The sequence below is a fragment of the Microcoleus sp. EPA2 genome (genome assembly GCA_020882975.1).
Taxonomy (GTDB): domain Bacteria; phylum Cyanobacteriota; class Cyanobacteriia; order Cyanobacteriales; family Microcoleaceae; genus Microcoleus.
Window position 1 is genome coordinate 184,880 of sequence record JAHRFD010000002.1, and the last position, 14,291, is coordinate 199,170.

9 protein-coding genes are annotated in these 14,291 nt (G+C 45.5%); 4 read left to right on the forward strand and 5 right to left on the reverse strand.

Translation table 11 applies throughout. From position 1 onward, the window contains the following. The first annotated feature begins 164 nt into the window (after positions 1 to 164). Positions 165 to 1,571 (forward strand): TldD/PmbA family protein, encoded by a 1,407-nt coding sequence (locus tag AAFP14_RS03365; RefSeq protein ID WP_341730891.1) that lies wholly within the window; start codon positions 165 to 167, stop codon positions 1,569 to 1,571. Positions 1,572 to 1,680: 109 nt separating this feature from the next. Here AAFP14_RS03365 and AAFP14_RS03370 read toward each other — a convergent pair whose 3' ends face one another. Beyond that, complete coding sequence (locus AAFP14_RS03370; RefSeq protein WP_341730892.1) at positions 1,681 to 2,382, reverse strand: PEP-CTERM sorting domain-containing protein; 702 nt, start codon at positions 2,380 to 2,382, stop codon at positions 1,681 to 1,683. Between the two features lie 1,029 nt (positions 2,383 to 3,411). Here AAFP14_RS03370 and AAFP14_RS03375 point away from each other — a divergent pair. Further along, on the forward strand, positions 3,412 to 3,654 hold the full coding sequence (locus tag AAFP14_RS03375; RefSeq protein WP_341730893.1) for a hypothetical protein: 243 nt from the start codon (positions 3,412 to 3,414) through the stop codon (positions 3,652 to 3,654). A gap of 117 nt (positions 3,655 to 3,771) precedes the next feature. On the opposite strand, the gene AAFP14_RS03380 is transcribed toward AAFP14_RS03375, so the two are convergent. Both AAFP14_RS03380 and AAFP14_RS03385 read right to left on the reverse strand, forming a co-directional pair. Beyond that, the gene (locus tag AAFP14_RS03380) at positions 3,772 to 4,473 is read right to left on the reverse strand and encodes a potassium channel family protein (RefSeq protein ID WP_341730894.1); all 702 of its coding nucleotides are present in this window, start codon (positions 4,471 to 4,473) and stop codon (positions 3,772 to 3,774) included. Positions 4,474 to 4,625: 152 nt separating this feature from the next. Next, positions 4,626 to 5,960, reverse strand: coding sequence for a TrkH family potassium uptake protein (locus AAFP14_RS03385; RefSeq protein WP_341730895.1), 1,335 nt, complete (start codon positions 5,958 to 5,960; stop codon positions 4,626 to 4,628). Positions 5,961 to 6,125: 165 nt separating this feature from the next. Between AAFP14_RS03385 and AAFP14_RS03390 the strand changes: the two genes are divergently transcribed. Then, complete coding sequence (locus AAFP14_RS03390) at positions 6,126 to 7,079, forward strand: methyltransferase domain-containing protein (protein WP_341730896.1); 954 nt, start codon at positions 6,126 to 6,128, stop codon at positions 7,077 to 7,079. 105 nt (positions 7,080 to 7,184) lie between these two features. After that, the gene (locus AAFP14_RS03395) at positions 7,185 to 7,943 is read left to right on the forward strand and encodes a DUF429 domain-containing protein (RefSeq protein WP_341730897.1); all 759 of its coding nucleotides are present in this window, start codon (positions 7,185 to 7,187) and stop codon (positions 7,941 to 7,943) included. Between the two features lie 153 nt (positions 7,944 to 8,096). On the opposite strand, the gene glgP is transcribed toward AAFP14_RS03395, so the two are convergent. Continuing rightward, on the reverse strand, positions 8,097 to 10,655 hold the full coding sequence (glgP, locus tag AAFP14_RS03400; RefSeq protein WP_341731081.1) for an alpha-glucan family phosphorylase: 2,559 nt from the start codon (positions 10,653 to 10,655) through the stop codon (positions 8,097 to 8,099). Positions 10,656 to 10,876: 221 nt separating this feature from the next. Next, positions 10,877 to 14,221, reverse strand: coding sequence for an EAL domain-containing protein (locus tag AAFP14_RS03405; RefSeq protein ID WP_341730898.1), 3,345 nt, complete (start codon positions 14,219 to 14,221; stop codon positions 10,877 to 10,879). Between the last annotated feature and the right edge of the window lie 70 nt (positions 14,222 to 14,291).

Genomic DNA, 14,291 nt, shown 5'->3' on the forward strand with positions numbered 1-14,291 from the left:
TTCCCTCCTGAGTCACAGCATATCTACCTTTCTCAATTCCCGGTATTGGCACAACCGTACCAAGTAAGCCGCAATCTCCGCGCTAGGGCTGATATTTTGGCTCAATTAAACCGATCGCCCTGGCAAAAGTGCAAAATAGATGCAGTTAATCACCTGCTTTCCTCATGCCCACCTCGATTGCTGACTCAAAAAATCTGCTGTCCGACTTAATGGCACGCTACCGCAACCAGGTAGATTATCTAGCAATTCGTCTAGAAGAAGCCGAAGGTACCGACATCCTGCTGCGGGGTGAAAAAATTGAAACCCTGAGTGAAGGAATTTCTATTGGCGGCCAAGTTCGAGCTTGTCACAAAGGCGGCTGGGGCTTTGCTAGTTTTAACCGACTTTCCACCCTCGCCGACAGAATAGAAGAAGCCATCGCCTCCGCCAAACTAATCGGCGAGTCAGAAACAATTCTGGCACCTGTCACCCCAGTACAGGATATTTGCTTCCTACCGCTGACTGGAACAGACCCCCGTCTGGTTCCCCTGATCGAAAAAAAGCAATTGTGCGATCGCTACGCGGCAATTCTGCGCAGCATTGACCCACGCATCGCCACCATCTCCGTCCGCTACGGCGACAGCACCCAACGCATCATCCTCGCCACCTCCGAAGGCACAATGCTCGAACAAGGTTGGGCAGATATGGAAATGCGTTTTGCCGCCACAGCCCGCAGCGGGGAAACCGTACAAACCGGCCGCGAAACCACCGGTTCCCGCAAAGCTTACGAAGACTTAATCGATCTCGATGTTCAAGTTCGCAGCGCCGCCCAGAGAGCCGTAGATTCCCTAGCCTTACCCCCCGTCTGTGGCAACACCTACACGGTGGTTATTGACCCAATTCTGACCGGATTATTCGTCCACGAAGCCTTCGGCCACCTCTCGGAAGCTGACATGGCCTACGAAAATCCCGACATCATGGAGGTAATGACCCTCGGCCGCCAATTCGGCCCAAAAGAGTTGCAAATTTTTGACGGCGCTGCACCTGGGGGACACCGGGGTAGTTATTTCTACGACGATGAAGGCACTCCGGCTACTACTACTCAGTTAATTAAGGATGGTGCTTTAGTCGGAAGGCTGCACTCCCGCGAAACTGCTGGCAAATTGGGAGAAGTACCGACTGGGAACGCTCGCTGTTTGGATTATCATTATCCGCCGATCGTCCGCATGACTAATACTTGGATCGAACGGGGTACGACACCGGTAGCTGATTTATTTTCCGGCATCACAGAAGGTGTGTATGCACGGAATTGGCAAGGTGGCATGACTAACGGTGAAATGTTTACCTTTGGTGCTGGGGAAGCTTGGATGATTCGCCATGGCAAATTGGCCGAACCAGTACGGGATGTCACTCTTTCTGGTAATGTTTTCAGCACTTTAGCTGACATTGAGGCGATCGGCGACGATTTTTATTGGGATGAATCCGGCGGCTGTGGAAAGGGTGGACAAAGCGGTTTACCCGTGGGCTGCGGTGGCCCTAGTTTGCGGATTCGCAATGTTGTTGTCGGTGGCGAGGCTGCTGAGGAGGAGTAATTTCCCTTGTCTTGCTTTCCCATAGCAAAAGGCGAGCTGATGTCCCATCAGCACGCCTGCAAAGCTTATTAAATTTTTCCGATTTTATTTATCAGGTAACTGGTAAATACTAGGAAACAGTTTTGCTGGCGCGACGGCGACGGGCGGCAATCAAGCCACCGAAACCGAGAGCTAAACCAGTCATTGTCATTGGTTCGGGGACTGCTTCGGCACTCACGGTGAAGTCTTGGAAGTCTGTGTCGTTGCCGCCACCGCGATCGTCGAAGGAGATTAGTGTGCCTCCGTTAAACAGAGCACCTATTCCATCTGTGTAGGACCCAGCGGCTTGGAATGCAGAGGTTGTTTCTTTGCTGAGTGAGTTCCACAGGGATGAGGGACCAAATACGGCTTGCTGGCTGCCGGTATAGGCGACGTTCAGGTTCAGACCCGATGTGGAGTAGACCATGCCGTTATCGCTGGAGAGTCCCAAGGTGTAAACTTTATTGGCTAGGAAGGTGAAGACTGAGGAACCAGAACCCAGGACTGTATTGCCCAGTGTTCCTTTCCATTCGTTAACGCTGCCGTCGTCTGAGGATTTAGTTTCCGAAAACAAGTCGGCAACTTTAGAGAGTGAGAATCCCTTCACTTCGTAGATACCCAAAGAGGAAGTGAAAGCCCCGTGAGATTCTTTGAAATTAAATTGGACATCTTGATTTTGTCCGAAGGTGATGCCGTTGGTGCCAAAGGAGAAGGCTTGGGCGGGAGCGGATGCACCCAATAAAGCGGTGGCCGCAGCGGTGGCAGTTAAAGCTGACAGGAGTTTGGTGTTCATAACTTTTTGCTCTTTTGTTTAGTGACGATGTTCGTAATAATCTTATTATGAGATAGTTTTTGGCATTTGTTGCTACTTCCGATCGCTTTTGACAGATTCTTCATCAAGACTTTACCTAGTCTTTACAAATTCTACTAACTCTGGTTAGCGAGCGCCCAATTCTCAACTCATTTTTGCTTCGTTTTTCGCCGACTTGTTTTTTGATGGCCCATCCAAGTCCTCACCTACCTCATACTTACGAATAAACACCGTGTTATGGGCGCAATTTAAAGCCCACTGGAGTCTACAATCAATTGTCAGCCAAGAATATTGGTGGTTTGGAACTTGCGTAGAGAATTTAAAGTAGTTGAGTTATCAGTTAAATTACGTAGTCGATCCCGTGTTTTTGTTGTCTTAAATCGAGATACACATAAACCCATTGGTCACGTATTGAGGGGGGACACGATCGAGATTTTTAAAATTGGGCGACAGAACCTAAAACGCGAAAATATTTTAGGGTGTTATGACCACGGGTAGATTAGTTATTTAATCAACTGAGACTGGCTATCTATACAGGTTTAGTAGTAGTTGTCCGCTACTGTCTACTATTCGACCGATAGCAGGAGTCAGGAGACAGAGGCGATCGTACCTCATGTTTGAGCGATCGATCGAGGAACCCCGCGCCTGGAGCTTCCTATATTTGCTTCTGCTTGGCCCACAAAATTGCCTAGCGCACGGATTCACGCTCTACAGTAAATGACGGCAAGGCTCAGTATAGCTTGTAAGGACCCCGATCGCGCGATCGATCTAAAATTTGGCCTTTTGGCCAATGTTTTTTAGTTAATTCAGGGGCAATATTAAAAGCACCAAGTTTGCACTCCATCGCTGAGCATATAATCTTTAACAACAAGATATTGTTAAACAATGGATTTATGAGAGTTTTGTGTAAGGTTACACAGCTTTGCGTACAAGTCGCGTGCATTCACGCCACTGAAGTGTCAAAATATGGTGATGTCGATCGCATACAAAACTTTTGATGGGTAAAAAATTATGCTCGTAACTTGCTTGATTCCCTTAACTCTGTTTTTAGTGGCTGCGGTGATTACTACAGGGACTGACAGAAGAACCCTCGACGGCATTCCCGCTCCTATAGCGGCAATCATTGGTATGGGCTGTCTAATCTGGTTTGTGGCGGTGTGTCCTTGGCAGATCGAACTCGGTATGTTCTTAGTCGTCCTAGTTTGGGGCAAAGCTTACGTGCAAAATATCTTGAATTTTCAGAGTCGGCAGTGAAACAAAGTGGCTATCCACTAATCACCGAACCAAGCTGGACAACCAGCGAGCGCTGTGAACAGATAGCCAGCCTCAGTTAGAAGTACGTTAACTCTAGATTGTCCCCAGGGCGAGCTGTTAAATTGGCAAGCGATTGATATCTTTATTAGAACCAATTACCACCATCGCCTCACCCCGTTTCAAACGTTCATTGGGCTGCGGATTAATTTCAAACTTGTCATTTCGCCCCACAGCTAGCAAATTCAAACCGTATTTGCGACGGAGTTCCAACTCCGTGATGGTTTTGCCATCAAATTTTTCAGGAACGAGCAACTCAACTATACTGTGATCGGGATCGAGGTCGAAGCGCTCTAAAATACTTGGTTTTGTAAGAGTACGTGCCAAAGAGTAGCCCATTTCTCGTTCGGGAAAAACCACATGATCTGCCCCGACTTTTTTGAGAATTTTTAAGTGAGTTTCCGAAGAAGCTTTAGCTATGACATGAGTTACCCCGCCTTCCTTCAAATTTAAGGTTGTGGTAATACTTGCTGCTAAGTAATTGCCGATCGCCACAATCACTGTATCAAATTCAAATAGACCTGCTTCCCTAAGAGCCGTAGGCTCGGTAGAATCTAACTGTACAATATGAGCAGCAATGCGATCGCTCAAAGCTTGAGTCACTTTTTTTTCATCGGTATCAACCCCCAAGACTTCATAGCCTAAACTGTGCAAAGTCGAACACACAGCATTGCCGAAGCGTCCCAAACCAATAACTGCAAACTGCTTGTTTTCAGCGCGCAAACTCCGAAAAAAGTTTAAAGATGACAGGTTTACGTTCATATTCAAAACTAAGTCTCCTAATTTTCAAAATTTAATAGAATCTGCCCGCCCGGTAACAAAGTAAAACCTAAACGTTGAATTCTTGGTATGTGTTGAAAGTTACTTTGAGCACTTGCCCATTGTTTAGACATCGGCAACAAGGCAAGATGCTACTATCCCACTAACAAACTTTCTTCGGGATATTTAAAAGTGGTGGGTTTCGGATCGCCAACGGCCGCACTCATCAGCAGCAACACGCCAACCCTACCTATGTACATAGTAGCAATCAGGATCAACTTGCCGATCGCCGAAATCTTCGCAGTAATCCCCGTAGAAAGTCCCACCGTCGCAAAAGCTGACACTGCCTCAAATAACACCTGAATAAATTCTAGTTCGGGATTAACCAGCCCCACTAAAGTGGCAGATACTATCACCACCATCAGGGAGCCAAACACCACGCTAATAGTCTTGAGAATCAGTGCTATGGGAATTTGGCGCTGATAACACTCCACCTGCTCCTTCCCTTCCAGAACTGCTGCGGTACAGCTAAACAAGATCCTAAAAGTTGTAGTTTTGATACCGCCACCGGTGCTGCCAGGACTAGCGCCAACAAACATCAGGGCGATGGTCAAAAATAGTGCTGTTTCGCTCATTTTGCCAATGTCAATTGTATTAAATCCCGCCGTGCGAGGGGTCACAGATTGAAACCAAGCAGCCATAACTTTTTGACCCAAACTGAGGGGACCGAGAGTTTGAGGATTATGGTATTCCATGACGAAAAATGCGACAGTTCCTAAAAATATAAGTACAGCAGTTGTGCTGGTAACGACTTTAAAATTTAGGGAAAAAACTGTGCAAATCGGACTTTTATTGAACCAAGCGCGCACCCACAGGAACATTTCCATAATTACCTGATAGCCAATGCCTCCAAAAATAATCAAACCACCAATGGTAAGATTGATTAGAGGCGAACCACTATAGCCGATTAAATTGTCTGAATAGAGGCTAAAACCCGCATTATTAAAGGCATTAACGCTGTGGAAAATAGCCGACCACAGACCATCCTTAAATCCAAATTGCGGTACAAAAACCAACATCAGCAAAAACACACCTGTTAGTTCAAACAACAGCGTTGTTGCTAAAATTGACTGCACGAGTTGCACTACACCATCTAGACCAGATTTGTCAAGGGATTGTTGGATAGCAATTTTGTCTTTCAATCCAAATCGGCGACCGAGTAAGAGCAGTAAGAAAGTAGTGGCTGTCATATAGCCTAAACCACCTATTTGCACTAAAAAAACCAGGCAGAGTTGCCCCCAAAAAGAGTAATATTTCCCGACATCTACCACTGACAAGCCCGTGACGCAGACAGCAGAAGTAGAAGTAAAGAGTGCGGTGATGGGGTCGCTCCAAGTTCCGTCACTTGTGGAAAAAGGCATCAATAATAAGAGAGCACCTAGGGTAATGACGGCTATAAAACCCAAGCAAATAGTTCGCGAGACAGTCATTCGATTTGAGATTTTAGATTTGAGATTGAACGTGGGTTGAAATTTCAAACATTCGGCCTTGAGTTCCAGCTATCGAATCAGATCTACCCCTGGAACTTAAATCGCAAAAGATGACAAGAATGGCAAAAGAACGGTAGAATTTCTTTAATAACTTGCGATCGTGCGATGACATCAACACTTTACCAGCAAATTCAGCAATTTTATGACGCTTCTAGCGGTCTGTGGGAACAGGTGTGGGGCGAACATATGCACCACGGTTACTACGGCCCGGAAGGAAACTTAAAGAAAGAACGCCGACAAGCTCAGATAGATTTGATTGAAGAACTGCTTGACTGGGCAGCAGCACCATCAGAGACCCAACTCTCTGAACCTTACAGCATTCTAGATGTCGGCTGCGGCATCGGTGGCAGTACGCTGTATTTGACCGAAAAGTTTAATTCTATAGCTGCAAATAATTTCAGGTTAGACGATGAGGTCGATCGCAATCTTAGTCGATCGCCTGGACAAAGTAAAACAGAAACTAAGATTACAGCTACTGGCATTACTCTGAGTCCAGTACAAGCAAACAGAGCCAAGGAACGGGCCAAAATGGCTGGGCTCGAAAACAATGTCAATTTTTTGGTGGCCGATGCTTTGAATACGCCTTTTCCTGACAACTCCTTCGATTTGGTGTGGTCCCTAGAAAGTGGCGAACATATGCCAGATAAAATTAAATTTTTGCAGGAATGTTACCGCGTCCTCAAGCCGGGGGGAACTTTGATTTTGGCAACATGGTGTCATCGTCCCGTGGGAGAAACTGCCGGAGAATTAACAGATGCAGAAAGAAGGGAATTGGCAGAAATTTACCGGGTTTATGCTTTACCTTATGTAATTTCTTTGCCGGAATATGAAGAAATTACCCGCAGTTTGCCTTTTAGAAATATTCGCACTGCTGACTGGTCAAAAGCTGTGGCTCCTTTTTGGGATATAGTGATCGATTCTGCTTTGACTCCTAGTGCGATTTGGGGTTTGTTGACTAGCGGTTGGACGACGATTCAAGCTGCTCTGGCGCTCTCGTTGATGAGTCGTGGCTATCAAAGCGGATTGATTCGTTTTGGGTTGATTTGTGCTGTCAAATAACTCTGGAAGCACAGGGAAGCAGGAATCAGGAAGTGGACGGGGAGTAATATCTCCCTCAAACTAACCTAAAACTCAACGCTTGTATTCAAGCCTCCTAAAAAACTTATGAAATTTATCGGCATAGACTTAGGTTGGAGTTCGGGAGCAAGTGGTTTATGCTGTTTAAATTGGGAAAAAAATCGATTGGAATTAATCAAGTGCGATCGCCAACAATCCCTCAACGAAATTCTCACCTGGATCGAAACCCAAATCTCCCCAACAGAACCAGCAATCATCGCCGTAGATGCCCCCACAATCATCGCCAATGCCACTGGGATGCGAGAGGCAGATAAACTCACCCACAAACACTTCGGGCGCTATCACGCAGGCTGTTATCCAGCCAACCTTTCCCGCCCCTTTGCCCAAAAAACTAGAGAATTAGGTCTCAGTTTAGAAGCCAGAGGATTTGCTCACGCACCAACTATTGAATGTCAAAAATTAGGCAGATATCAAATAGAAGTTTATCCTCATCCAGCCACAATAAACTTATTTAAATTAGACAGAATCATCAAATACAAAAAAGGAAAACTGGCAGAACGTCAACTAGAATTGATGAAACTCTGCCAGTATATGATAGATATTTTACCGAGCCTTGAACCCTCTCTAAATCTGCCTTCTACCACAGGCAAGATGCCTGTGAGTCTGGGCGGTTTAATTTCTTTAGAAATTCCCACCAGTATTGCCACCCTCAAAGCTTTAGAAGACCAGCTAGATGCCTTGCTGTGCGCTTATATAGGCGCTCACTGGTGGTACTGGGGAATAGAGCGGAATTTGGTCTTGGGCGATCGCACCACCGGCTACATCGTCATTCCCCAACTTGGATAAGGAGACAGGGAGAGGGAGAGTGGGAGAGTGGGAGAGGGGGAGAGAGGGAGAATGGAAGAGAGGGAGAATGGGAGAGTGGGAGAATTACGAAAATCTTCCTTTATTCTCCCGACTCCCGACTAATGACTAATGACCACTGACTAATGACTTCTTCTAATGTGCCCAGAGAATCACACCAGGTTCATAGGGGCTGCTGAGATTTTCGTGCTTCGGCAAAACCCGGAGGGACAAACCTTGCAAGCCACTAGAAGTATAGGTAATGTCCGCCTTATAAAGACTAGCATTGTGACCATCTTGTCCTAAATACTCCATCACCATCGGCACACCACCAACAATTTCTCCGTTAGCATCCACCGAACCTTGATAAAGTTCGACTTGCACATCCGCCGCACTCAAACCCATCAGATTAATCCGAGCTTTGACATCGATCGACTGATTGACCTTAACTTCCTGATCTTGGGAAATATCAACAGCCTCAATCTTAATGTCATGCCACTTTTGCAGCAAATTTTGCTTCCAGGAAGACAACTCCTTGGCCGGGGCACAGTTATCCTTAGTCATCGTGTAGAATCGATCGCTCACAGGGAAATAAGCCCGCCGTGCGTAATCCTTCACCATCCGAGCCGTATTGAAGAAAGGACAATTCAAGCGAATAGAATCCTTCATCTTCGCCGTCCAACCACGGGGAATGCCATCAGAATCGCGGTTATAAAACAGCGGTACAACTTCTTTTTCCATCAAGTCGTACAAAGCATTCGCCTCGACATCATCCTGATACTTAGTATCTTCGTAAAACTCCCCATGTCCGATCGGCCAACCGGTCCGAACATAATCAGCCTCATCCCACCAGCCATCAAGAATACTCAGATTCGGCAAACCATTCATCGAAGCCTTCATCCCGGAAGTACCAGAAGCCTCACGAGGGCGACGCGGCGTATTCAGCCAGACATCGCAGCCCGACACCATCATCCGAGCGACATTAATGTCGTAATTCGGCAAAAACACCATCGAACTCATGGTGTCGTGTTCGCGGATGAAGTGAACAATATCCCGAATCAATTCCTTACCCGGAATATCCATCGGGTGAGCCTTCCCAGCAATCACAAATTGCACCGGGCGGTTTTGATCTCGCATAATCCGCATAATGCGATCGACATCGCGCAAGAATAGCGTAGCTCGTTTGTAAGTAGCAAAACGACGAGCAAACCCGATCGTCAACACCTTCGGATTCAGAGCCTCCCGTGCGTGTTCGAGCTCGCCTGGAGCAGCGCCCCGTTCCCGCAAAGTCTTTTGTAGCCACTCCCGCGCGAACACCACCAACTCCGATCGACAGCGTTCGTGATTCCGCCACAATTCCTCATCAGGAATCGAAGCCATCTTATCCCACAGGCGATCGTCCTTACGAGTCATTTCCCAATCCGGGCCAAGATAGCGATCGTACAACTCCTGAGTAGACTTAGCCACACAACTGCGAGCGTGAACCCCGTTGGTAATCGAAGTAATCGGCACTTCTTCCTGTGGCAAACCCGGCCAGAGCCCGCCAAACATCGGGCGAGAAACGACACCGTGCAAAGCCGCCACCCCATTGACAAAACTCGACATTTTGATAGCGAGAATTGCCATATTCAGAGGTGCCGAAGCATCCCCCGTATTTTCCCGGCCCAGGGCCAGAAAATCCTCTTGGGACAACCCAAAAATCTTGGGATATTGACCGAGATAGTGCATTACCATACTCGGCTCGAACAAGTCAAACCCCGCAGGGACTGGCGTGTGAGTCGTAAACATACTACTAGATATCACCACCTGTTCGGCTTCTGTGAAACTCAGGTGATGTTCCTCCATAAGTATGCGTATCCGTTCCAAAGCCATGAAAGCCGCGTGGCCTTCATTCATGTGGTAAGCAGTGACAGTCAGCCCCAAAGCCTTAAGCATTTTCACACCACCAATGCCCAGCATGATTTCTTGGTGCATCCGCAGGGTTTTATCACCGCCGTAAAGTTGGTCGGTAATATCTTGATCGTAGCGACTGTTCGGTTCAATATTCGTATCCATCAGGTACAGAGGCACCGTACCCACTTGCACCCGCCAAATCCGCGCGTAAACCTTGCGGCCCGGATAGTCTACCTCAATCCGCAATTCTGAACCGTCGGGATTCCGTTCCAGATGGAGCGGCATATTGTAAAAATCGTTAAGCGGATAACGTTCTTGTTGCCAACCGTCGGCATTGAGATACTGGGAGAAATAGCCTTCTTGGTAAAGCAAGCCCACGCCGACAAGGGGCAATCCCAAATCGCTCGCAGATTTCAGGTGGTCCCCAGCGAGGACGCCCAAACCGCCGGAATAAATGGGCAGGGCTTTGACCAAGCCAAATTCCATGGAAAAGTAAGCGTAGCATTCTTGCAAGTCTGTGCCCCGCTGTTTGCGGTACCAGGCGCGATTTTTGAGATAATCTTCTAACTGCTGGGCTGCTCGGTTCATTTGGGCAATGAAGCCCTTGTCTTCTGCCATTTCTTGCAGTCGCTCTTGAGAAATGGTTCCTAGCATCAGCACTGGGTTTTGGTTGCTGGAGTCCCAGAGGTCTCTATCTAGGCGGCGGAATAAGTCTTTGGTTTCTACGTTCCAGTCCCAGTGCAAGTTGTAGGCAAGCTTGCGTAGGGGTTCGAGAATTGTGGGTAGGGAAGGGGAAACGTTAAATGTACGAATCGGCTGCATAGACAAATTTTCTATTGTCGGGTAGCGATATTTTCCTCTGTCTTTTGGCACAAGTCCGCTATTCTGCACACTATTTTAAGTTTTTGAGTCCCAAGAAGAGGGAAGAAGGAAGAAGGAAGAGGCAAGAAGGCAAAAACTATGCCCCATTCCCGATGCTTCCACTACCCTTCGACTACGCCGCGGGGCACTTGTGTCCCTTGCCCCATCCCCCTTTTGACCAATTAAGCAATTTTTGCCTTTTTCAACAGAGAATCGATCAAAATTTTAGTAGCATCATTGGCTGATAGGGGAGGGCTAAAGTAGTAGCCTTGAATTTCTTGACAATGGAGCGATCGCAAACATTCCAACTGCTGTTTAGTTTCCACCCCTTCTGCCACCACATTCAAATTCAAGTCTCGCCCCAGAGTGGCTACAGCATTGGCGATCGCCCTTTCCGACAGGTCATTGGTCAGCCCGCTGACAAATGACCTATCTATTTTCAATATATTTAGGGGGAAATTTTTGAGATAAGTTAAAGAACAATAACCCGTTCCGAAATCATCCAGCGCAATCTGCACTCCCATATTCTGCAACTGCGTCAGCACTTTTTTCGTATACTCCATATCTTTCATCGCCGTACTTTCGGTAATTTCCAACTCTAAATACTTCGCTTCTAGACCAGTTTTTTCCAAGCAATCCGACACCATTTTTAATAAATTGAATTGCTGGAATTGCCTCGCCGAAAAATTAACTGCTATCCGTAAATCTGGCTGTAAAGCATCCTGCCAAGCTTTGTTTTGTTTGCAAGCAGTTTCCAGAACCCATTCCCCAATCGATACAATTAGTCCATTCTCTTCCGCCAGCGGAATAAATGTATTGGGATAAATCAAACCTAATTCTGGATGATACCAGCGCAGCAACGCTTCCATGCCCTGTATCTTCCAAGTAGTAATATTCACTCTTGGCTGATAGTAAAGCTCAAATTCTCCTTGTTCAGGAGCATCATGCAGCTTACTTTCTAAAATCAGCAACTGACTGCCTTGGGGATTAATTGTTGAGTTATAAAACTGATAGTTATTTCTTCCCCTTTCTTTCGCCCGGTACAAAGCAGCATCTGCATTTTTCACTAAAGTTTCCGCATCCTCTCCATCATCGGGATAGAGGGCAATCCCGATGCTGCTAGTGATGTGCAGTGACTGTTCTTCTAGTTTAAATACTGGCTTTAAACTCTCTTGTATTCTTTGAGCAGTTTTGACTACATCTTCCGGCGAATTGATGTCTGGTAGTAGCACTGTAAATTCGTCCCCACCCCAGCGGGCCACCGTATCCGTTCCTCGCAAAGTGTCGTTGATGCGGGCGGCAAAAATTTCCAACAGTCGATCGCCCGCTGCGTGACCTAGGGTATCATTAATCTTCTTGAACCTGTCTAAGTCTAAAAACATCACAGCTAATATTTTTTTGCTGTTTTTAAGCTGTTTTAAGGCCGCGGAAAGTCGCTGGTTAAAAAGTATACGGTTAGGCAAACCAGTGAGTTGATCGTAAACAGCTTGATAGCGAATAATTTCTTCAGCTTGTTTGCGCTCAGTGATATCCATCATAGTGCCGATTGCCCGCACCGCTTTGCCACTTTCATTACGGATAATATAGCCCCGGTCTAGCACAAAAACATATCTGCCATCCGCACAGCGAAAGCTGTATTCTTCTAACCAATATTGAGCATCCCCTGCTAGGGTATTATTGAAATTATTTATCACTTTTTCCCGTTCTTCGGGATGAATCTTATCTGACCAAAATCCTAAATTGATAGTTTGATTATTATAAATATTGTATCCAAATAATTTATCAAATTCTTCGCTCCACCATAACTCTTCCTTCACTAAATCTAAGTCCCAAACAGCATCATTTGTCGCCCGCGTCAACAGGTTAAACCGTTCTTCACTTTTACGCAGTGCTTCTTCACTGCGCAGCCGTTCCGTGACATCACGAAAACTGAAGACTCTGCCAGTAATTTTTCCTCCCGTGCGCTGTGGTATAGAGTAGCGCTCAAAAATTCTACCATCTTTAAATTCGATGATATCGTAACTTTCTAACTCCGGTAACTCGGACAATTCTTGAGAGCGTTTGAGAAAAGTTTCTGGATACTTTAATTGATTAATTCCGAACCCTAAAATTTGATTATTAGAGCGGGAATCGAGCAGGAAATCCGGCACTTGCCACATTTGGGCAAACTTGCTATTAAAAGTGAGAATTTTTCCTTGGCTGTCAACGGCAAGAATGCCATCAGCAGTGGATTCAATGGTGGCTTGCAGTAAGGAAAGAGACCTTTCTAGTTCTAAATCTGATAATTTGCGATCGCTAATATCAAAAGCAGTTACTAATATAGAACCTTTTCGCTCAAACTTAATCAGATCCAATGTTGCTTCTATCCAGCGTTCCTCTCCGCTTTTTGCAATCAGTAAAATTTCATGTTTTAAATTACCTTTTTTGCGGTGTTCGCTAACTTTTCCCCACTTTTTAACTACGGAACGAAACTCAGGATGAATTAAATCATACAAATCCATTGATAACAATTCTTCGCGACTATATCCCGTAATAGCTTCCGTTTGAGAATTGACATAGCGCAATTGTCTGCCTTGATAGATAAATGCAGCAGCATTGACAGTTTCTACCAGTTGTCGAAACTTTTTTTCACTGCGACGCAAATCTCTTTCTACCCGCTTGTTTTCCGTAATATCTTGGGCTACATATAATTTGCCACTTACCTCACCTTTTCCATCGTGAATAGTGGAAATAGATAGGAGTACAATTATCTTTCTGCCATGTTTCGACAAATAAACTTTCTCGACATTGCGGACTGAATCTCCCGCTGTTAAATTTTCAGTTTCTCGCCCAGCCAGCGGTAATTCTGTTTTCTTAAAAATAGTGGCTATTGGTTTCCCGATTAACTCTTTTTTCGAGTATCCTAAGAGTTGGCACGTAGCATAATTTAACGATAAAATATTCCCGGTGGGCGTAGTGGCAACGATGGATACACTAATATCCTCAAAAATATCCAGAGCATATTCGGCAGTTTGTTGCAAATCTTGAGTCATTTTCGCAATAGTATGCCCTATATTCTGCTCGTTATTTTTCCCTTCGACATTGATATTTTGGGGGGAGTCACTATTAATCTTTTTCCCGTTTAAATTAATTTGAGCGATCGCCTTTAATAACATACTCGCCATATTAGTTCTCATCAATAAAGAAACTAATACAGACATAAAAGCCAGATAATAAGCCACCTGATTTAAACTATAATTATCTGCTCGATCTTTATTGGTTTCCGTATCTATAAAAAAATCTGTTGAGGAATTATTCATCTTAATCCGATCGGATTTCTCAACTAAATCGACTTTGCCAGTAGAAGTAGCTCCCCAATTCCGTCGCGAATTGCCATAAATTTGAGGCAATACCTCACTGCTTTCTACTGCATATTTACCGAATTTATTACCTAAATTTTCGGCAAATATTTTGAAATTAATAGAACCCATAACACAGAAGATAGCACCGGTTAAATATCCCAAAAGTAATGGACTACTAATTTTCATTGGCTCCAGTTCCTGATTTTAATAAATAAATCTATCCTTCCCCACAGGATAATAAAATGGAGAAATTAAC

Bases quoted from the DNA above. Each gene is read 5' to 3' on its own strand.
- AAFP14_RS03405 (WP_341730898.1), bottom strand. From the start codon at position 14,221: ATGAAAATTAGTAGTCCATTACTTTTGGGATATTTAACCGGTGCTATC.
- AAFP14_RS03380 (WP_341730894.1), bottom strand. From the start codon at position 4,473: ATGAACGTAAACCTGTCATCTTTAAACTTTTTTCGGAGTTTGCGCGCT.
- AAFP14_RS03390 (WP_341730896.1), top strand. From the start codon at position 6,126: ATGACATCAACACTTTACCAGCAAATTCAGCAATTTTATGACGCTTCT.
- glgP (WP_341731081.1), bottom strand. From the start codon at position 10,655: ATGCAGCCGATTCGTACATTTAACGTTTCCCCTTCCCTACCCACAATT.
- AAFP14_RS03395 (WP_341730897.1), top strand. From the start codon at position 7,185: ATGAAATTTATCGGCATAGACTTAGGTTGGAGTTCGGGAGCAAGTGGT.
- AAFP14_RS03365 (WP_341730891.1), top strand. From the start codon at position 165: ATGCCCACCTCGATTGCTGACTCAAAAAATCTGCTGTCCGACTTAATG.
- AAFP14_RS03385 (WP_341730895.1), bottom strand. From the start codon at position 5,960: ATGACTGTCTCGCGAACTATTTGCTTGGGTTTTATAGCCGTCATTACC.
- AAFP14_RS03370 (WP_341730892.1), bottom strand. From the start codon at position 2,382: ATGAACACCAAACTCCTGTCAGCTTTAACTGCCACCGCTGCGGCCACC.
- AAFP14_RS03375 (WP_341730893.1), top strand. From the start codon at position 3,412: ATGCTCGTAACTTGCTTGATTCCCTTAACTCTGTTTTTAGTGGCTGCG.